Origin of the sequence: Pseudoalteromonas porphyrae (assembly GCF_001298125.1) — a bacterium.
In the GTDB taxonomy this organism is placed as follows: Bacteria; Pseudomonadota; Gammaproteobacteria; order Enterobacterales; family Alteromonadaceae; genus Pseudoalteromonas; species Pseudoalteromonas neustonica.
In genome coordinates, this window is the sequence record NZ_LHPH01000001.1 from 87,264 (window position 1) to 107,591 (window position 20,328).

16 protein-coding genes and 1 pseudogene are annotated in these 20,328 nt (G+C 42.4%); 6 read left to right on the plus strand and 11 right to left on the minus strand.

Annotated features, from left to right (window positions below):
• The first annotated feature begins 204 nt into the window (after positions 1–204).
• Genes astB through ADS77_RS00375 form a run of 3 tightly spaced genes read left to right on the plus strand, consistent with a single transcriptional unit; the run spans position 205 to position 2,294 of the window.
• Positions 205–1,551 (plus strand): N-succinylarginine dihydrolase, encoded by a 1,347-nt coding sequence (gene astB, locus ADS77_RS00365; protein ID WP_054452269.1) that lies wholly within the window; start codon positions 205–207, stop codon positions 1,549–1,551.
• Between the two features lie 3 nt (positions 1,552–1,554).
• Positions 1,555–1,893, plus strand: coding sequence for a hypothetical protein (locus tag ADS77_RS00370; RefSeq protein ID WP_054452270.1), 339 nt, complete (start codon positions 1,555–1,557; stop codon positions 1,891–1,893).
• Between the two features lie 26 nt (positions 1,894–1,919).
• Positions 1,920–2,294, plus strand: a complete 375-nt coding sequence (locus ADS77_RS00375; RefSeq protein ID WP_082355566.1) for a GNAT family N-acetyltransferase — start codon at positions 1,920–1,922, stop codon at positions 2,292–2,294.
• A gap of 84 nt (positions 2,295–2,378) precedes the next feature.
• Here ADS77_RS00375 and ADS77_RS00380 read toward each other — a convergent pair whose 3' ends face one another.
• The 7 genes from ADS77_RS00380 to ADS77_RS00410 form a co-directional block, all read right to left on the minus strand.
• The gene (locus tag ADS77_RS00380) at positions 2,379–4,697 is read right to left on the minus strand and encodes a family 20 glycosylhydrolase (RefSeq protein ID WP_054452274.1); all 2,319 of its coding nucleotides are present in this window, start codon (positions 4,695–4,697) and stop codon (positions 2,379–2,381) included.
• The gene (locus tag ADS77_RS00385; protein ID WP_054452276.1) at positions 4,690–5,646 is read right to left on the minus strand and encodes a sugar kinase; all 957 of its coding nucleotides are present in this window, start codon (positions 5,644–5,646) and stop codon (positions 4,690–4,692) included. The genes ADS77_RS00380 and ADS77_RS00385 overlap by 8 nt, the downstream gene beginning before the upstream one ends.
• The gene (locus tag ADS77_RS00390; protein WP_054452282.1) at positions 5,639–7,087 is read right to left on the minus strand and encodes a sodium:solute symporter family protein; all 1,449 of its coding nucleotides are present in this window, start codon (positions 7,085–7,087) and stop codon (positions 5,639–5,641) included. Before ADS77_RS00390 ends, ADS77_RS00385 begins: the two co-directional genes overlap by 8 nt.
• Before the next feature lie 166 nt (positions 7,088–7,253).
• Complete coding sequence (locus tag ADS77_RS00395; protein ID WP_054452287.1) at positions 7,254–7,637, minus strand: RidA family protein; 384 nt, start codon at positions 7,635–7,637, stop codon at positions 7,254–7,256.
• On the minus strand, positions 7,630–9,099 hold the full coding sequence (locus ADS77_RS00400; RefSeq protein ID WP_200909628.1) for an N-acyl-D-amino-acid deacylase family protein: 1,470 nt from the start codon (positions 9,097–9,099) through the stop codon (positions 7,630–7,632). Before ADS77_RS00400 ends, ADS77_RS00395 begins: the two co-directional genes overlap by 8 nt.
• Positions 9,099–9,950, minus strand: coding sequence for a MurR/RpiR family transcriptional regulator (locus tag ADS77_RS00405; protein ID WP_054204114.1), 852 nt, complete (start codon positions 9,948–9,950; stop codon positions 9,099–9,101). Before ADS77_RS00405 ends, ADS77_RS00400 begins: the two co-directional genes overlap by 1 nt.
• Positions 9,951–9,962: 12 nt before the next feature.
• The gene (locus tag ADS77_RS00410; RefSeq protein ID WP_054452289.1) at positions 9,963–11,195 is read right to left on the minus strand and encodes an amino acid deaminase; all 1,233 of its coding nucleotides are present in this window, start codon (positions 11,193–11,195) and stop codon (positions 9,963–9,965) included.
• 216 nt (positions 11,196–11,411) lie between these two features.
• On the opposite strand from ADS77_RS00410, the gene ADS77_RS00415 reads away from it, so the two are divergent.
• On the plus strand, positions 11,412–14,369 hold the full coding sequence (locus ADS77_RS00415) for a TonB-dependent receptor (RefSeq protein ID WP_054452292.1): 2,958 nt from the start codon (positions 11,412–11,414) through the stop codon (positions 14,367–14,369).
• A 140-nt stretch (positions 14,370–14,509) separates the two neighbouring features.
• Here the strand turns inward: ADS77_RS00415 and ADS77_RS00420 are convergent, their stop codons facing one another.
• From ADS77_RS00420 to ADS77_RS00430, 3 genes are all read right to left on the minus strand, one after another.
• Entirely contained in the window at positions 14,510–15,049 is a 540-nt protein-coding gene (locus tag ADS77_RS00420; RefSeq protein WP_054452293.1) for a hypothetical protein, read from the minus strand.
• A gap of 429 nt (positions 15,050–15,478) precedes the next feature.
• On the minus strand, positions 15,479–15,946 hold the full coding sequence (locus tag ADS77_RS00425) for a GNAT family N-acetyltransferase (RefSeq protein WP_054452296.1): 468 nt from the start codon (positions 15,944–15,946) through the stop codon (positions 15,479–15,481).
• Between the two features lie 166 nt (positions 15,947–16,112).
• Complete coding sequence (locus ADS77_RS00430; RefSeq protein ID WP_054452298.1) at positions 16,113–16,832, minus strand: SIR2 family NAD-dependent protein deacylase; 720 nt, start codon at positions 16,830–16,832, stop codon at positions 16,113–16,115.
• Between the two features lie 184 nt (positions 16,833–17,016).
• Here ADS77_RS00430 and ADS77_RS00435 point away from each other — a divergent pair, with 184 nt between their 5' ends.
• Together ADS77_RS00435 and ADS77_RS00440 are read left to right on the plus strand one after the other, a co-directional pair.
• Positions 17,017–18,210, plus strand: coding sequence for a TonB-dependent receptor (locus ADS77_RS00435; protein ID WP_054452300.1), 1,194 nt, complete (start codon positions 17,017–17,019; stop codon positions 18,208–18,210).
• 27 nt (positions 18,211–18,237) lie between these two features.
• Positions 18,238–19,260: pseudogene (locus ADS77_RS00440) on the plus strand (TonB-dependent receptor domain-containing protein); the annotation flags it as partial.
• A 28-nt stretch (positions 19,261–19,288) separates the two neighbouring features.
• Here ADS77_RS00440 and ADS77_RS00445 read toward each other — a convergent pair.
• Complete coding sequence (locus tag ADS77_RS00445) at positions 19,289–20,314, minus strand: Kelch repeat-containing protein (protein ID WP_054204108.1); 1,026 nt, start codon at positions 20,312–20,314, stop codon at positions 19,289–19,291.
• Between the last annotated feature and the right edge of the window lie 14 nt (positions 20,315–20,328).

The window sequence follows — 20,328 nt, forward strand, 5'->3', positions numbered from 1 at the left end:
GAGATGTTAAATAACTATCCGCACTTAGACTAAGCGCTAAAAAGCTACCGGTACATCAATTAACGATCAGTGAAGCATCTGAACACTATGATTAACCTGAGCGCGTTATTTATAAAGCATAAAATTAGCTCATTTTAATTAAACTATTACTGGCTATTTTATGTATAGTTTTAATACACAAGATATTAAAATTACGAGATGACAATGAAATCAGTAGAAGTGAATTTTGACGGCCTTGTTGGCCCAACTCATAATTATGCCGGTTTATCATATGGTAACGTAGCTTCGCTCAACAATGCAGCTAGTTACTCAAACCCAAAAGAGGCTGTGTTACAAGGCCTTGCAAAAATGAAAGCAATGCATGATTTAGGGCTGACCCAAGGCGTATTTGCACCGCATGCCCGCCCTGATATCAATGTGCTGCGCCGTTTAGGATTTACAGGCACTGCTGAACAAGTGATCAGTAAAGCATTCAAAGCTGATCCGGTGTTAGTTCGTGCATGTTATTCAGCATCATCAATGTGGACTGCCAATGCCGGTACAGTGTCTCCATCAGCCGATACACTTGACGGCAAAGTGCATTTTACGGCCGCTAATTTAAATAATAAATTTCATCGCTCTCTTGAGCCCCAAACTACTACTCGCTTGCTTAAAGCCATGTTTAATAACGATGATTATTTTAGTCATCACACTCACTTGCCCGATCAAGGTTTTTTTGGCGATGAAGGCGCAGCTAATCACACACGCTTAGGCGATGAGCATGGCGAACAAGGACTTGAGTTATTTGTGTATGGTGCCAGCGCATTTAACAGCGCATTACCAAAACCAAGTAAGTTTCCGGCACGCCAAACTCTCGAAGCATCACAAGCAATTTGTCGACTGCATCAGCTAAAACCATCTAGCCAATTGATGATCCAACAAAATCCTGACGTGATTGATCAAGGTGTATTTCATAATGATGTGATTGCAGTTGGTAATGCCAATGTTCTGCTATGCCATCAACAAGCTTTTTTAAATCAATCGCATGCATTACAACAAATAAAAAATGCCTATATGGGGAATAAAACGCTGCATATTATAGAAGTACCCACCGCCAAAGTAAGCGTGCAAGACGCCGTTACCAGCTATTTATTTAATAGCCAACTCGTTAGTCTAAAAAACGGAAAAATGTTATTAGTCGCCCCACATGAATGTAAAAATAACCAAGCCGTTAACTCCTATATTGAAGAAATGATCATGGCTGACAACCCCGTTGATCAAGTGCAATTTTTTGACTTAAAACAAAGCATGCAAAATGGTGGTGGCCCTGCTTGCTTACGTTTGCGTGTTGCGTTAAATCAACCAGAACTTGCGGCCGTCAACCCTGCTGTCATTTTAAATGATAGCAAGTACCAACAATTATGTGATTGGGCTAATAAACACTACCGCGACAAACTCAGCAATGATGACTTTGCGGATCCTAATTTACTTATCGAAAGCTATAATGCACTTGATGAGCTTACCCAGCACCTTGAATTAGGCGCTGTTTACCCATTTCAACTAGAAGGTTAAGCAATGCACGATGTCGCCGCTGGCTACTCTCAAGTTTATAAAATAAATTCACTGCATGAATTTAAAGATTCGCTGAGTAATTTACTCATTGATAGTGTTAACTGCGGGGCATCAATTGGTTTTATCGCGCCATTAACCCACAAAAATGCTGATCAATATTGGTACAGTATTGAAAACGATTTACTAGGGCGTGCTGACCTTTGTGGATTGAAATTTGTTCAATCTAGGGGCGATTTAATCGCCCCTAGGAAGAACCCTTTGGGCAGCGCCTGTTTGGCATTTATACTGCGTTATCGCCTATTTATGGGGAACATCACACACCATAGGCGCTGCCTTGCCTAAATACCAAATAGACTGCTGCAAAATCAATCACGGAAGGTCAACACGCCCTAAACAACAACCGTGAGTTATTTATTATCACGGTTGGAACTGAGGTGATTGGTGCTGTGCTATTATCGTTATGTAGTAAAGCCAATGGCGCACATCGTGGTGAAATTGAAAAACTCATGGTGCACAGCCAACATCAAGGTCAAGGGTTTGCTAAACAACTGATGAATACCCTTGAACAAAGCGCGTTACAGCAACAACTAACACTGCTGGTGCTTGATACTCGTTTAGGTGATGTAGCCTCACGTTTATATCATAAATTAAATTATATAGAAGCTGGGCAAATACCACAGTTTGCACTGAGTTCATCAGGTGAACTTAACGCTACTGTGTATTTTTATAAACCGCTACTTTAAAATGACATCCACTTTAAAATCATTGCGTTTAAAATAGCAACGCAATGATTTACAAACAAACGTAACCTATTCCTCATTAAGTCCCTATTGCCCACACCCTAAGCGTGCTTTCTTTAAACGGTTAATTGATGCGATAACTTGGGGAATAGTGCCGTTGTTATTTTTCACTAAATGCTGCTTAGTCAGCTTATCGTGTTGCTTGAGTGCAAGGAGTATTGCCGAATAACTTGCTTGCCATTGTTGAACCGCTAAAAACAGCGGCTGCTCGCGTTCTAGTAATTGTTGCCACTTTAGTAGTTTGCTGTGTAGTAACAATAATTGCTGATCGTCACACGATTGCTGATAGTCATCCACCGCATAGTCAAATTGTTTTAACGTCAGGCTCTCTACGGGCAGTACATCCACAAGTTTATCCAGTGGCGCTAATTGATGATATTCATCACGTAAAAACGCTAAATGATGCAAAGTATAATAGTGCGCAGGTTCGATCAGCTGGCTAAAAGTAACGAGTGCATCAAGATCGTCTTTTGAACTAATTGGTAATTGCTTTAAACGCTGAATAAATTGTTGCTGATGTTGTAAACCAATTTTTTCAATCGCATAACGGTTCATAACATCAAGCCTGTTATACATATCGCGCTCATCTATTACACTCGCAGGTGACCAGAAGCGCTCACCTATGGCATAAAGCCTTGGCCAAATGCGTGAATCTAGATTATCAGTGGTGATCAGTTCAGCCCAAATTGTCGCTTCACCACCGAGTACATTGCCTGATTTAACCCGTTGCTGCTCATGTATTAACTGCTGGTTTAACTGTATAAGCGATACCTTATCTGCGCCATGACTGGTAAACGCATAAGGCGTGTTACCCACATATGCCGAGATACTAGCAGTATTTGATAAATTAAAGGTCAGTTGCGTAGGGCCAAGCCAAGTGTCGATTAACAGCTGATAGTTATCTGCCGTTTTAGTCACGTTATCGGTAATAAATGCCCCTTTACCAACAATGTTTACAATTGCGTGTATGCCAGCATGATCATCGTCACTTTCAAATACGGTAATGTCGCCCGTTACCGCACTGCCTTTTAAACGTGTTAGCGTAAAATCAACATGTCCTATCACAGCGTTTGCCGTTACCCTGGGCTTAACCGGTTGCTGCGGGTGGTTGCGATAGTGATAGCTACTCCACTGCGGTTGATCAATATAAAAACCACTCGATAGCAACCCGTCGTAGCCTGCTTGGGTGATCGCCGCGAGTGAATGGTGCCCGCGCCATGATTGCACTAAGGTATTTTTAGGTAAGCTTGGGTGCAGTACTTCATCCCAGCCAATCATTTTTTTATTGTACTTTGCTAATATTTTCGCAACCCGCTGATTAAAATAAGCATGTAGTGCATGGCTGTCAGCCAATTTTTGCTCGCGCATAAAAGCCTGTATTTTGCTGTTTGCTTGCCAATCTGTGTCGTCAATTTCATCGCCACCAATATGTAAATACGGATCAGGAAACAACCCCGCAAGCTCTGCCACTATTTCATCAACAAATTTATACACCTTAGGATTACTTGGATCGAGTAGCGGTTTAAATACCCCCCAACGTCGTTCCAGCTCAGTTAAAGTTGTACCGCTACCAAGCTCTGGATACGCCATTACAATGCTGCTGGCATGCCCTGGCACATCAAACTCTGGCACCACACGAATACCTAACATTGCAGCATACGCAACCACGTCTTTGATTTGCGCTTGGCTATAATACAAACCATCTGAAGCCTGTTGATGCAACTTGGGGTAGCTATTTAGCGCTATTCGCCAACCTTGATCATCAGTTAAATGCCAGTGAAATACATTGAATTTTGCTGAGGCCAAGCCACGTAACGTGCGTTTTACGTCTTCTATAGGCAAAAAGTGGCGCACACTATCAAATAATAAACCACGCCATGGATAAGTAGGCGCATCCGTTATAACTAAATTGGTCAGTTCGCGGGGCTTTTCGGCACTAAACATTAACTGCGATAAACTCGCAAGGCCACGTAAAATGCCATACTGATTACGACTGCTGAGTTTAATTGAGTTATCTGCAATCACAATTTTATAGCTTTCATCCATACCTAAATAAGGCAGAGCTGAAGCGCGTTGGCTGATACTTATTTGTAACTGTGCGTTTTTAACATCACGCCAATCAAGCTTAGTAAACTGCTGCGCAAACGTTGAATTCAACACCAATGGCGTTAATAACGCTTGATGCTGTTTACTAATATGCACACCAAGCTCAGCATTTAATTGGGTTTTACCTGTCAGCATGATTACCTTTGCAGGCTTTGGCATGAGCGCAGGTTGAGCGCTTGCAGTTCTGGGCAGCACTACGATGAGCATGATTATGCCAATCAAATAAATAAACTTATTCATAATCAGTGTCCTGTTCGGTGGTGCTAAGTAGATTACTCGTTACTGTTGTAAGTGTTGTGCTCACAATTGCGCCGTTTGCAGCAATAACCTGTGCAGCAAGTTGTTGCGCCGTATTAACCGCAGCATCACACTGTTGCGATATTAAGTATTCAGCCAAAAACCCTGCGGCAAACGCATCTCCAGCGCCAGTAGTATCAACAATACGTTTTACAGGCTGCACGGGGTAACGCCTTAACAGCTGCTGTTGTATTACCAAGGTATCGTTAACCCCTTGTTTAATAATCACTAAGGTATGTGCGTATGCTTGATAAAAATTTACCAGTTGCTGATGCGAAACAAGCCCAAAAACACCAAAGTGATCATCATCCGTGACCAATAAAATATCGGCACACGCGTAGGCTTGCTTATAACTACTTTGCGCTTTGGCTTTATTTTGCCAAAGTACTCCACGGTAATTGCTGTCAAAAATAACCTTGCCACCCGCATTTTTATAAACCGCAATCGCGGCCATAAATAGCTGCCTACTTTGATCGTCCAAAATAGCGAGACTAATCGCCGAAAAGTACACGTAATCAAATTGTTTATCCTCAAGATCCGCTAAAAAAGCCTGCTGTTGATCTAGTTTAAAATATTCTCTGGCAGCACTATTTTTACGGTCGTAATGAAAGGTCCGCTCGCCGCTATCATCAAGAGAAATGCCATATGAGCCTAAAGTACGTGCATCACTGCGTAATAAGTACTGTAAATTAAGCCCTTGGTTTTGCCAGCGAGTGTAAGCCTGTTTACTTAATTCATCATTGCCGATTGCCGATGCAAAATATACCTCAGCGCGACTCATTAATAACCGCTTTAAATACACCGCACTGTTATAGGTATCACCACCAAAACACAGTGTATTATTTAGCGATAACTCGCGCATCGCTTCACCAAAAAACGCTATTTTAATCATGCTGCATTTCCTCGCGTTGCGCTTGTAAAATAGCCAAAGCTTGTGCTGATGTACACGTTTGCACAGGAGTGAGTAAAGTGACGATTGCCGCTAACGCAGCGGATGCTAAGGTAGCTGGAATAATAGGATTACTCCAATAAGCCAGCCAATTGGGCATTAAGATAATCGCCAGCGATACACACAGCGAAACAACCAAAGCGGTGATCGCGCCTTGCCAATTAAAACGCGGCCAAAAATGGCCAAATAACACACAGACACATAAGCCGGACATCAAAGTAGCGATCATATTGGTAATGTAACCAATCACGTCGTTAGTCAGTAGCGCCAATAATAAAGCAATACCTATGGTCATCACTAAACCGATACGCGACAGCATCACCACGTCTTTGGCGTGGGGCATACGTTTAAACACTAAACTATAAAGGTCGCGTATTAATACACTCACTGCGGCAATGGCATCAGAGCTGGCACTGGAAATTGTCGCCGACAGGCCCGCAATAATGACCAGAGCCGCTAAGCCAAACGGTAATAATTCAAACGCCATATACGGGAACGAAAAGGCGCTGTTTTCTAATGCGGGGTTAAGTGCATAGGCCACCATGCCAATAATGGCAGGCACAATAGCAAACACTAAATACAACCCGCCTGATAAATAAAACGATTGGCGAATACTTTTTACATGTTTGCCTGAGTAAATTCGCTGGCGAAATGATGGCGCCACTAACACACCAATCAATACCGCAAAAAATAATGATAAACCATGTACGTAACCAATTTTATCGAGTGATAAAAAGCTTTGATTAACAGCTGGCTGCGCACTTGCCATCTCTGCTAAACCGCCTATCTCGTACAGCGCGACTCCCGCCATCAAGAAAAACCCAACAAATAATATCAACGCCTGAATCGAGTCAGTCCATACCACGGCAACATAGCCACCAATCACCACATAAATACTAAAACCTAAGGCAATAATCAGTTTGGCTGAAAACGGTGATAGCCCAGTCAGCCACGCTAAATACATACCACCGCCTAGAATATGTGCCCCTAACCAGCCAATACTGGCGACAAAAATAAACACGGCAATGGTATTTTTGACTAATGGGTGGGCTCCAACATAGTAAGAAACTTCTTCACTCATGGTCATAAATTGATGCTCGCGCACCGGCGCAAATAACTTGGCCAGCAGCAAAATGCCACACGCGCCGCCAAGGCCGTAAATCATCCCTGCCCAGCCATTTAAGTAGGCAAAACCGACCGCCCCCATTGACGAGCCGGTGCCAACCATAGTGGCAACGGTAGTGCCTAACGTAAGAAAAAACGGTAAGTTACGTCCACCCAGTAAAAAGTCATCTCCCCCTTTAGAATTGCGGCTTACCCACCAGCCAAACCAGATCATAAAACCTAAGTAACCTAAAAAGGCCATTAATAATTGCCACTTCATAAGACACCCTGCTGCACCAATCCACGTTGTACCTTACGGCACTTATCATTATTAATTACGAGGTTGATGTTAGTTATTATTCTGTTGATTAATATATCTAAGCCACCTAAGAGCCGTTATTATTTTTTATGCTCTTAGGTATAAATTTTGATGTTGGCAGGAGAAGTTAAGGTGCTTTATAACACGTCACATCCACTTCAACTTTACAGTCGACCACTAAATCCGCCACAGCACAAATACGTGCTGGTGGATTAGCACCAAAATACGCTTTAAATACTTTATTAAACGACTGAAAATAACGTGAATCGGTTAGAATAACGGTAACGTGAACCACATCTTCGAGGCCGTAACCTGCTTCTTTCATAATATCGAGGCAATTTTCAATCGCTAACCGAGACTGATCAATAATGCCACCTTCAACAACTTCGCCATCTTTCATCGGGGTTTGCCCTGACACCATTAACCAACCACCCGCCTCTACTGCACGTGCAAACGGTAAATGTTGACCACCCGTGCCTTTACCGCCCTCAATACCAATTCGTCTAATCATGTTTACTTGCTCCTAAGGATGTTAAAAATTGACCCGAATACGCGGGTAAAACTCGTTTATCTTTAAATGTAGTTTGGCCATTAGTCCAGACTTGGTGAATACCTGAGGCCGGTAATTCTGAATCGACAAATGTTGCGTTATCAATAACCTCATCGGCATCAAATAGCACTAAATCGGCAAAGTTACCGACTTTGATCACGCCACGATTTTCCAACCGATAATTAGCGGCACTGAGCCCGGTCATTTTATGAATAGCGGTTGCCAGTGAAAAAATCCCTTCCCCGCGGCTATAATGTCCCAGCACACGTGGGAATGATCCCCATAACCGTGGATGCGGATGCGGGTCGCACGGTAAACCGTCAGAGCCAATCATGGTTTTATCAAACGCTAAAATAGTTTTTACATCGTCTTCGTTTAAACCATGATATACCGCGCCCGCAGGTTGCAATTTTTTAGCGGCGTCAAGCAAACTCATGCCCCATTGCTTAGCTATATCTGCCAGTAATTGCTCTGCCATTTCTGGATGGGCTTCTGACCAGGTAATAAAAATATCAAAGTCATCGGTCACTTGGTTTAAATCTAAGGTGCTGGAGCTGGCTGCATACGGATAAGCATCACAACTGCATTTTGAGTGCTCACCTTGCGCTGTAAATTTTGCCAGTAGTTCAGGGGCACGCCCCCAATTATTTTTACCCGCACACTTTAAGTGGGAAATAATCACTTTAATACCAAACTCTTGCTCCATTGCAAACGCTTCATCCATTGCTTCAAGTACGGCATCAAATTCGGTGCGTAAATGGGTGGTATAAAGCGCATCGTGCTTTTTTAAAATACCGCCAAATGCGTATATTTCTTGTTCGGGCGCACAATGTGCATTGCGATAGGCAAGGCCCGTGCTAAGACCAAGTGCGCCTTGCGCTATGGCTTCATCTAATTGCAATTGCATCGCAGTAATTTCATCAGCGGTTGCTGGGCGCAGTAAATCAGTCATAACATTGTTACGCAGCGTAGTGTGCCCGACTAAAGCGGCCACATTCACATTGGCCTTTTTACGATTAAATGCATCGATATAATCGCGCATCTGCGCAAAGGTAAATTCGCTTTTCTCGCCCAATAAATTCATTGGATCTGGCGCATCGGCGTTTAATTTTGCAGGGGCGGCACTGATCCCACAATTGCCTGTGATCACTGTAGTCACTCCTTGGCTTATTTTTGCGGCCATATTCGGGTTTCTTAGCAGCTCAAGGTCATCATGGGTATGAACATCTATAAACCCAGGCGCAAGGCACAAACCATTGGCCATTATTTTGTGCGTCGCCTGCCACTGTGATAACTCGCCCAGAGCAACAATGTACTGCCCTTGTATTGCGACATCCATGCGCTGGGGATCATTGCCTAATCCATCAAACACGTTTGCTTGATAAATAATTGTATCTACTGATTGCGAGGTATCGTGCATCATTAATCTCCTAGTGGCGCTCTATCTGGTCCTTCACGGTACTCATCTAATTCATGCTTAATGCGACGCAGTTTTTCTCGAGATTTTTTCTGAGTCAAAATAGCCACTTCACTGGCCAATATGTCTACGGCCGCAAGCATGGCGTAGCGCCCTGTACTTGGCGTAAAAATATAATCTGACTCATTGGTTTTTATTGGTAAGTGAATCGTTGCGATATCAGCAAGGGCACTGTCTGGGCAAATGGCAATCACTTTAGCACCGTAATCTTTGGCAATACTTGCCGCGTCAATTAGGTCATTTGGTAAGCCAGTAAGCGATAACACCACCACCACATCACTGATATCAACACTTGCTGCGGTCATGCGCATCATCACCGGATCGCTATAGGCATTGCTTAGTACATCAAGGCGAAACAACCGGTTGTGGCACTCTTGTGCGACCACCGAGCTGCCGCCGCCAACGCCAAAAATTAAAGTATGTCGGCTCCCCGCAATACAACGTGCGGCTTCTTCCACCAGCGATTGCTCAATAAGCCCGGCATTAATATCTAAAATATCGTGTATAGCTTGATAAATGGCCGGAATATCTTCACGTACTGAGCTGCTTTCACTAATAAAGCGCTCACCTACTGCCAGTGATTGCGCAAGCTGGAGTTTCATATCACGTACATTATCGCAACCTAATGCTTTAGCTAAACGAGTAATTGATGCATGGCTCACTTTAGCGCGCTGTGCTAAATCACTTATACTTGCGGATGCTGCATATTGCAGATCGGCTAAAATTAATTGTGCAACAAGCTGTTCTGATTGGCGTAAATGACCTAAACGCTCTTTAATTCGCGAAACAATATCCAATTACTTATTCTCCTAAAAATACGTGTCAAAGATATCAATAACGTTATAGTTATCGTCTATGACATTAATATAACGCCATTTATCAAATGTAAGGCAAGGATGCGAAGTCCCAAACGCAATAATATCACCGACTTTTAAATTGCTATTTTGTTCAACACGGAGCATGGCATGCTGGTCCATTATTTTTTCAACTTTCCAATCAGCACCCGCTTTAGTAACAACACCGTGTTGATCAATATGTAAATTGGCAATGGGCAACCCAGCATCAAACGCTACATCGCGCTTGCCCATTCCTATAATTGCACGCCCAGGTTCAGGTATTGATTGCACATACGCCCAAATTTCTAAGCATGACTGTAAATCACTGCCAATATTACACGCTAATGGATTACGTGCTAAAACCTGCTGTTGGGCAGCATCATAAATTCCCTGATCATGAGCCACATAACAGCCAGGGCGGATCACCGGCACCATATTTTCAAGCATATTGGCAGGGGCAAAGGCATCACAGACTAAGTCGTACCATGCAGAGCCGCCGGCGGTGATCATCACTTGATCGGTAGCAAATGCATTATCGGCAATCAACTCTTTACACTGCGCAACAGCATCACTTAAAAACGCTGCAACTTGGCTTTGAGTATTTAGTACGCCTTCATACACTTCAATACCCGCAAGCTGTAATGATGGAAACTGACTAATATGTTTAGCCAACTGCTGTAGTTTTTTACTATCAACAACACCACAACGCCCACCGGGCACACCCAATTCAATTAACAGTTTGAGTGTTACACCTTGCTCGCAAAAAAACTCAGCCAGTGACGTCACGTTATCAACATCATCAACTAAGCAGTAAAAATCAATTTCAGCACTGTGCAATAAGTTTGCTAAGTGCTGACAGTTAGCTTTGCCGACCAACTGATTTGCCATAATAATACGCTTAGCACCGGCCTGCGCTGCTACAACCGCTTGATGCACCGTGGCGACCGTAATCGCATATGCGCCAGCACTGAGCTGCTTTTTAAAAATGCCCGGTGCCATCGTTGTTTTACCATGGGGTGAAAACGCCACCTGACTTTGTTTGGCAAACTTTGCCATCCACGCAATGTTGTTATCCAAGCGTGTTTGGTAAATACATGCACAAGGGAGGCTCACTTGTTGCTTAGCAACATTGCAATCACCTTGTATGAGCGCATCGTTAGTGCCTAAGCCTTTATTCACAGTATAAATTTTTGCGGCGTGTTGCATGACTAACTTTCCTATAAATAAAACTCTTATTTTAAATCATTACCTTAGATAGCAACGTTACATTAAAAATCAAAAAATTATCAAATGTTAATGTAATTGTTATTGCATTTTGCTTGAAAGTAATGTTAATTAATAACAAGCAAAGAGTCAACATGTGTTACAAATTAACATAAAATAATAATTAACGTCTAAATATACAGGATGAGGTACATCAACATGAGCATTAAAAACCGTCGCCAGCCTACTCTAAATAAGAGCTTAACAGCGAAAGCAGTCGCCGCTATCATTTGTGGATACGCCAGCTTTGGCGCTTTTGCCGCTGATCAAGCCCAAACAGCAAGTGACGACATAGAAACTATTGAAGTACGGGGCATTGCCGCCAGTAAAAAACAAGATATTAACAACAAGCGTTTTAGTACCGGGGTAATGGACTCTATCACCGCTGAAGATATCGGTAAATTACCCGATGTCACTATTACCGATACCCTGCAACGGATCCCGGGGGTGCAAATTCGCCGCTCAGCAGGTGAAGGTTCAACCATTAACGTACGTGGTATGCCCCAAGTTACCTCATTGCTCAATGGCGAACAATTTTTAAGTGCTGGCTCTATCACACAGCTACAACCTGATTTTACTGATATTCCAGCCGCACTCTTATCCGGTATAGATGTGCTTAAATCGCCACAAGCAGACACTTTAGCTGGTGGTATTTCTGGTACTTTAGATTTAAAAACTCGTCGCCCATTCGATCTTGATCAAGGCAGTACATTGTCATTGACTGGGGAAGCGACACGTGGGAGCTTATCGAAGCAAACAGATCCTAAATTCGTCGCCTTTGCTGGTTACAACAACGATATCTTTGGCATTATTGTCACTGCCGCTTACGACGAAAGCACCTTAGCAAACTATCGCAACGGCACTATTTTAAACTCATCAGAAGTGCGAGGTGAAACGCGCATTGACCTTACAACTGACAGAGACTTTAACGGTGATGGTGATTTTAATGACAGTTTTTACAGCCAGCGATTTTATGGCGTAATGGACCGTGAAACCGAGCGTGATCGCCTTGGCTTAAACACTACCATTCAATATCAAATAGCTGATTCACTGACATTCACCGGTGATTTGTTTTATACAAAAATGGATGATGCCGATCGCAAACAAGGGGTGATGGTTGATAGCGCGCGAGGAGATATCTGGGCTTACTCAGATAATTTCATCCCACGTCTAGATAATGGTAAAGGTGGGCAAATATACACTGTTAACGATACAAACTTAAAAGTACGCCGTGTTAGTGCCTACTCTGAAAGTTTAACGAACGATCGCGAATCAACCAACGCCAGTTTTTTATTCGAATACCAAGGTGATGGCCCATTATCTGGCGAGTTTAAGTATATTCATGGTTCAGCAGAGCGCAGCCATACAGAAAACGTCGCCCATGGCTTTTTAACCTCTGGTGCACAACATGGTTTATTGAAAAATCACGGTGATGGCATTACGCCTGTTAACCCCAATGGTTACGGCCCTGATGAAGTGGATGTAAGTTTTTCTCGCAGTGGCGAGTACCTCACACTTGGCTTTGACGAAGGGTTTGGCAACGACATAAACCAATATAATCTGGTCTCAACCTACTCTGAGAATAACTTTGAAGAAGAAGCGACCCTTGATGTTGCCCGTATTGATGGTCATTATGCCTTTGAGACAGATCATCTACAGAAGGTTGATTTTGGTCTGCGCGCATCAAAACGTGATGTAGAGCGCGAAACCTATATTTTAGTTGCCCCATTTACCACTGGGGATATTACTGCCGATGTGATGTGGAAGGATTCAGGCGCATCTTTGGGTGATACTAACGGTGATGGCGAAAACAGCGTAGCAGGTGGTGATTTAACGATAGGTAAAACCAACTTCTTTAGCGATATGCCTGCCGGTTGGGTAAACCAAGTAAATGGTTTAGGCCCAGGTGGTAGTGGGCACAGTTTTTACTTAATCGACCCAAAAGTGATGGACGACCCAATGGCATTTCAAAATGCCATTTATCCGGGTAACAAACGTTTAGCTAATCCCTCACGTACCTATCAAGTAAAAGAGCAAACCCAAACCGCCTACTTTAAAGCGAACTTTGCCGGCGAATTAGGGGATTTAAGTTACACCGCTAATATCGGCGCGCAATACATTAAAACCGAACTCGACATGCTGCAAAACCAGTTAGGCTCAGCACGCCCTTGCTCATTATGTACCGCCAGTGAAAAAATCGGTGAAAAATGGTTAAGCAGAGATTACTCAGACTTTTTACCATCAATGAACTTTAACTTAAACCTCACCGAAGAGGTTATTTTACGTGCCGGTTACGGTAAAACCATGACCACTTTAGATATTGGTAAGCTTGCTGGTGGTATTAGTGTTGGTCGTACCCGTGCTGGCGATGTACTAGCCGCAGAGCTTGGTGTTAGCCCTGATTTATTAGTGGCTGTACAGGGTCGTCAAAATGGTAACCCTGATTTAGAACCGTGGCGCGCAACAAACTACAACTTATCGGCCGAGTGGTATTTTAACGACAGCGGCTTACTGAGTATTTCAGCCTTTTTAATGGATATGGAATCCTTCATTCAAAGCGGTATAGTAATGCAAGGCCTGCCCGATATTGATGGCGTGGTGCGCCGAGAAGTGCCCGTAAGCACAGAAATAAACGGCAAAGGCGGAAATATCAAAGGCATTGAAGTGGTTTACCAACAAGCGTTTGATTTTTTACCTGCACCATTTGATGGCTTAGGGACGTCAGTTAACTTTACCTATGCGCCAAGTGACAGTGCAAATGTGGATGTTTATGGCGAAAGCTTACCGATTCAAGATAATTCAGAAAAATCAGCCAATGCGGTACTTTGGTACGAAAAAGGCCCATTACAACTACGCCTCGCGGCTAACTACCGTAGCGACCGTTTAGATAGCCTAAGCTCGCCGATGGGAGAGGGAGTAATGCCATTTTGGACCGACAGCACTTTGTACTTTGATATGTATGCCGGCTATGAATTTGCCGAAGATATGAGTATTTATACGTCGGTGAGCAACTTAACTGAAGAGAAGGAAGATATTTATGCGCAGTGGTCAGATCATGTGATCACTCAAAATATCTTTGAGCGCCGTATAACCTTTGGTATTCGTACTCGCTTTTAATTGTAAGTCAATTTGATAGCACCAAATTTGGTATACTTCTGCCCAGGAGATGAAAGACTTAGCACAGTTATTTAAATAAGCTTTTTGCCAAATACCAAACCAGTACAGCCTATAAAGTTGTACTGGTTTTTTTAACAAGCTTACTGAGTTGATTGCCTATAATGATCAACAGCAAAACTAAACAATACTTTAATCATAAAAAATACACTAACCATTAAAAACCACGTAGGAAGAGATAAGTAAATTAGTAAAAAAATCCCGTAGCACATTAAGTTTGCAGCAATAAAACCCTGTATCGATTTACCGTGTAATGCATTTACAACACATGCTGTCACTATCGTATATGTCCAAATAATCAGCGCAATATCCATTGGCTGCGAAAGTAACCATGCAATTGCTACTATATGAACATGAATGGCAATAAAGATAAGTCGGTTTTTCGGGCGTTTTGCATAAAACGCATTCGTGCCAAGGCTAAAATTAGCAATACAGCCCGCTAATACATCAGCGATTAATATAAACGCTAAGATTACCTGCCAATTGTCGAGCTTGATGTCCGCAACAAAATAAACAAGCCAACTTCCTACCAGCGCAAATAATACAGTGCAACTCACCTCTAGCATCGATTGCTTTTCACCAAATACCTCATGCAAAAATTGAGGGGTTTTAAAGTACGCCATTGGTTATATAACTCCTTTTAAAATTTAATAACATTCCTTTAACGCACTAACTTCGCACGCTTTGTTTGCTTTAATCACGACATCAACATGCCTCAATAAGCCACATGCGCGGCGTAAAGCTCACCTACACAAACTTATAATGAATGCTGGTATATATCTATATCAAACCCTCGAAATACAGAGGACTCAATAAACGAAAACCCAGTTCGATTAACCACTTTAACCGAGTTCACGTTGTCAGGCTCAATCAGTGCATATACTCAAATCACCTCAAGATGCGAGTTTCAGTTGGAATTTAAAGCGATTTAGACAAGGCATTGATTGCAAGTAATAGTGGTTCTATTGTTAAAATTAATAACGCAGTATAAATCGCTTTAAAACCAACCCGCAGGGCGTTTCACAGTAACTTACTCCCACCGTTGTTACTTCTTAAAAGGGGCTGCCATTGTTGCAAAGTAACGCCTTGGTATTAAGCCCCTGTGAAACGCTGAATTCTGCATCTTGAGGTGGCTTGGGTATACCGCTTAGCGCAAGTGTATCCTTGGCAAAAGAGAGTACCCCTTGCGTCGACTCAACTGCATAGCCTTTACCTTGCTGCGAAGTAGCCAGCCGATAATTAATGTGTACAAGCTCTTTGTCACCTACTTGATGCTTATTTAGCCCGCACACACCAACAAATTCATTGAAATTGTTATAAATAATCCAATGACCATAGCCGTTTATTCTATACAGCTGCTGGCAGTTTTTTATAAAATCATTTATTTGCAGTTCAGAATGCACACCCACTGTTGAGTGTTTCATTACCAGCGGATCCGCAAGCACAAATGCTAAATCCTCAGCATCACTTGGCGTGATTTCACGTACACTAAGTCTTTGAGTTTCAAAAATAAATGCCACATCATTCCCATTATGTTGTTAGATACTAATAACTTCCTAGGGGCAATTGACTCTTTGTTGCTCGGTTTTTACTTAGCCCGCTAGGTTACAAGCCTCGCGCGCGATTAAATCGCCCCTAGATTGAACAAATTTCAATCCACAAAGGTCAACACGCCTTAGCGCAAACCTACCCTTGCTGTTGAATATATTCCAGTGCCGTCATTTTTTTATAGCTCACATTAGGGTGCATAATGTGTGCAGGCTCAGGGTCGACTACCTCAACAGGAATAGCATAACTGCGTGCGACCTCAAGTGCCATTTGAGTAATGTTTACACTAAACGAAGTGCCCATAAAGACTATTTTGTCAGCATCCGCCATACGTTGCTGCGCTTCACTAATACGGTAAAGCTCGGTGTAGTATTCGTCAAATAACAACACAAAAGGTTTGAAAGACTGGTTCAATACTGGCTGTTGATTATCGATTTTAAACAACTCAAGTAATGAGTCGTGTAAACAGCTTTCGTCTACATCATCCCACGGCGTAGTGTGCGGTGTTACGTCATCGCCCTGATGATGAAACACCGTCATTTGATCAAGTCTGCCATGAATAGCAATGTAATTTTTATTACCTGCTTTACCATCGAGTCCGTCTATATTTTGAGTGATTAAGTTTTTATCGCTAAGCCAGTGATGTACTTCATTAGGTCCATGATTACGATAAGTGGCAAATCGATGGTAATACCACGCTAAAAACTGCCGTGGGTTGTTTTGATACATTGCCCGAGTAGCCATTTCCATCGGTGTGTAGTTTTTACTGCCGATAGTCCAGTAGCCGTCTTCGCCCCGAAAAGTCGGGATACCACTGGCGGCACTGACACCCGCACCAGTGATGTATAGAGTATTCATTATTACTTCTTATTAAAATCATAATCTTGCTCAATAAACTATCGTAAAAAACCAACAAGGTGAATCGATATTAATAATTTTGAGTAATTCATCAGCTTTATTTGATAATAAGATTAAAAACCATTACCATTCGTGCAATATTGTACCCGAAATAATATATTCCCCAATCTTACTAGGAAGTAGCATGAAAAAAACGCTTTTATCCCTTGCAATCACTAGCAGCATTGCCCCTTTTTTATTCAGCTCAGTTGCAATTGCCCATCAAAGCGCGGATAAAAATATTGAACGTGTTGTAGTAACAGCTAACCGCACACAAACTGCAATCAGCGACATTGCAGGTACAGTCTGGTTGGTTGATTTAGAGCAAATTGAAACTCAAATTAATGCCGGTGTTGATTTTAAAAATGCGTTAGCGCAGTTAATTCCTAGCCTTGATTTAGGGAGCCAAAGTCGTGCAAATTATTCTCAGAATATGCGTGGCCGTCCAATGATGGTCATGATTGACGGCGTATCACTGAACTCCTCACGAGGTGTAAGCCGTCACTTAGATGCTATAGACCCATTTAATGTTGCACGTATTGAGGTTATCTCTGGGTCTACCGCAGTTTACGGCGGAGGCAGTATTGGTGGTGTTATTAATATAATCACCAAAGAAGGTGACGGTAATCATGAATTTAATGTCGGTATCAAATCAGGTTTTGCAGGTCATGATGATTTAGGCACAAACTTAGCCGCAGCCACCAGCTGGAAAAATGCACGCTCGAAAGGACGCGTATCTCTGGCTTATAGTCAAATAGATGCCATGCATGATGGCAACGGCGATCCAATCATGATGGATACCACACAATCTGGCCTGCAATATACGCAATCTTTAGATTTAATGGCATCAACAACATTTAAAATTAATCAGCAGCAATCTATTTCGATGTTAGGGCAATATTACAATAACGAAAGCGATGGCAAGCACGGTTTATATTTTGGTGATAATTCAGGTTCTTTATTTGGTGATATGACAGGTGTTGGTATTCGCGCGGGGCTTGAATCTGAGCATGTCCCACAAACCAAACGTAGCCTGTTTAATGTTGATTACCAACATCTTGATTTTTTTGGCCACAACTTAAATATTCAAGCCTTTATGCGCTCTGAAGATTTTGATTTTTACCCCCGCCCTCGTTTAAATTCAACCCAAGACGCTATTTCAAGCTTTTCCAGCTCAGAGCAAAGTACTGATGCTTACGGCTTTAAATTTGTACTTAATAAAAAGTGGCAAGCAGTTGATCTCGCATATGGTTTCGATTACGACAGCGAAGAGTTTGAAGCACTGCAAACCTATTATGATCCAACAATTGCACAAGCCAGTGGCGGCCTCACTATTTAGTCGTTATTTAGTGTCGATCGTTACCCTGGTTTTGAAGTAGACAGTAAAGCATTTTTTGCACAGTTAAGCTGGCAAGTAATTGATAGCCTATCGCTCTCCGCAGGTATGCGACAACAACGTATGAACAATACAGTGTCCGATTTTGTTGCAGGTAGTGCATCAACTCAAATAGCCCAAAACACGGCCCAGTCAGCCGATGCTATTTCCGGTGGGTCAACCGATTATGATGTGACACTATTTAACTTAGGGGCTGTTTTTGATATCACTGATAATCAACAAATATGGACTAACTTTGCACAAGCATTCGAGCTCCCAAATGTAGCCAAATACTACGGTAAAGGTAAATACCTCCCCGCCGATGCAAATGGTCATCTAGCATTGCAAGAAGGCTCAACTGTCAGTATTGGTAATTCACGCTTAAAAGGCATTAAAACTGATTCTTATGAGCTTGGTTGGCGTTTTAATAATGAAGATTTAACCGCGCAAGTATCTGTTTACCAAAGTCAGTCTGATCAAAGTATTGTTACTAACCGAAAAACATTACTAATCGACGTAAAAGAAAGCCCATTACGCACCCGAGGTATTGAAGGTCAAATTGACTACGACATTAATACCGCGTTTCGACTTGGCGTTAATGCACATTTTGTACGTGGGCAGAGTAAAACTGCACAAGGCGACTGGGCAAAAATTGATGTTACTAAAGCCAGCTCCTCAAAATTCACCAGTTATGTCGCGTGGCAAGGTGATACTTTAAATGTGCGTTTACAATCTAAAACCATGTTTGATTTAAAAGATGATGGCAGTAAATTCAATGCTAAAAAAGCAGATCGCCAAATTGATGGTTACACAGAGCTTGATTTAATAGTTAACTACCCGTTATCAACAGGCACTATAAACTTTGCTGTTACTAATTTGCTAGATAAAACATACACAACACAATGGGGCAAAAGAGCTATTTACTTCTATAGCCCAGGCTATGGCCCAGAAGCACTTTATGATCATAAAGCGCGCGGGCGTAGCTTTAACTTAAACTACAGCGTTAAGTTTTAATATAGTAAAAATCATAACCAAAACGCTGCTACTTTGCAGCGTTTTGTATTTTATAACCAAGCACTTTATTACTCACTTGCTGATGATTATCCATCCCGCCAATGCGGTACAACACACCGTTATGTTCAAGTAAACCACGGTGATCCATGCTTGAGGATTCAGCCGGGGTAAGCACATTCCAGCGATTACTTACAATATCAAAACGCCACACGTGGTTGCTCGCTGGTGCTGGTTTACCGTTGTACCCCATGCCATCGTAATTATAGGGATTTGACGATCCTGCAAGCATATAAATAGCACCGTTAAAGCGGGTGGCCGCCATACGATAATGTGATGTTCCCGTTGGATGTGGCAACGTGCGCCAATCAATTTTTAATGGGTTATTCTCATCAATAGTGCCTTTTAAACACTGAGCAACGCTTGCAAATGATCGACGTTTATCAACGTTTGCCTGCGTTTTTACGCCATCACACACCACAATTGTATTCCCACTAATTGCAGCGGCTTGACCAAATACCGGTTCACCTAAAAATGGCGATGCCTGTTGCCATGTATCGGTTTTTATATCGTACACTTGCACAAGATTTACATTGCCATCGTTATGCCAACCGCTGACTAAGTAGATATAACGCTGCTGATAAGTGAGTGCTACGCTGTCGTCAACTGGAACCGGCATTGTACTAAGCTCAGTGTAGCTATCGTTTTTTAAATCATAACGGTATACATCAGGGCTGGAAATTTCGCTATGATCTGCGCTTAGCGTATAACCACCAAATACATACGCATATTCACCTACACCAACGGCTGTACTGGCTAAACGGCCTTTAATTGATAAGCTACTGGGAACGGGTGCTTTAGCGTGCCATTTAGCGTCGCCTAGTTTTAATGCCCACACTTTATTGTGCACACTGGTATGATCTTTACTCGCGCCAATGCCCATAAAACTTAAAAAATAGGGCTGCTCATTCACAATTACTTTTGCTACTGCATTATTTGCAACTGGTTCGGGTAATACTGGAAGCGCGCTAAGCGCAATCGACAACAATAAACTCATTAGACCTCATTAAA

Coding starts and splice junctions, on each gene's coding strand:
- astB (WP_054452269.1), top strand. CDS start 205: ATGAAATCAGTAGAAGTGAATTTTGACGGCCTTGTTGGCCCAACTCAT.
- ADS77_RS00370 (WP_054452270.1), top strand. CDS start 1,555: ATGCACGATGTCGCCGCTGGCTACTCTCAAGTTTATAAAATAAATTCA.
- ADS77_RS00380 (WP_054452274.1), bottom strand. CDS start 4,697: ATGAATAAGTTTATTTATTTGATTGGCATAATCATGCTCATCGTAGTG.
- ADS77_RS00385 (WP_054452276.1), bottom strand. CDS start 5,646: ATGATTAAAATAGCGTTTTTTGGTGAAGCGATGCGCGAGTTATCGCTA.
- ADS77_RS00390 (WP_054452282.1), bottom strand. CDS start 7,087: ATGAAGTGGCAATTATTAATGGCCTTTTTAGGTTACTTAGGTTTTATG.
- ADS77_RS00395 (WP_054452287.1), bottom strand. CDS start 7,637: ATGATTAGACGAATTGGTATTGAGGGCGGTAAAGGCACGGGTGGTCAA.
- ADS77_RS00400 (WP_200909628.1), bottom strand. CDS start 9,099: ATGATGCACGATACCTCGCAATCAGTAGATACAATTATTTATCAAGCA.
- ADS77_RS00410 (WP_054452289.1), bottom strand. CDS start 11,195: ATGCAACACGCCGCAAAAATTTATACTGTGAATAAAGGCTTAGGCACT.
- ADS77_RS00415 (WP_054452292.1), top strand. CDS start 11,412: ATGAGCATTAAAAACCGTCGCCAGCCTACTCTAAATAAGAGCTTAACA.
- ADS77_RS00420 (WP_054452293.1), bottom strand. CDS start 15,049: ATGGCGTACTTTAAAACCCCTCAATTTTTGCATGAGGTATTTGGTGAA.
- ADS77_RS00430 (WP_054452298.1), bottom strand. CDS start 16,832: ATGAATACTCTATACATCACTGGTGCGGGTGTCAGTGCCGCCAGTGGT.
- ADS77_RS00435 (WP_054452300.1), top strand. CDS start 17,017: ATGAAAAAAACGCTTTTATCCCTTGCAATCACTAGCAGCATTGCCCCT.
- ADS77_RS00445 (WP_054204108.1), bottom strand. CDS start 20,314: ATGAGTTTATTGTTGTCGATTGCGCTTAGCGCGCTTCCAGTATTACCC.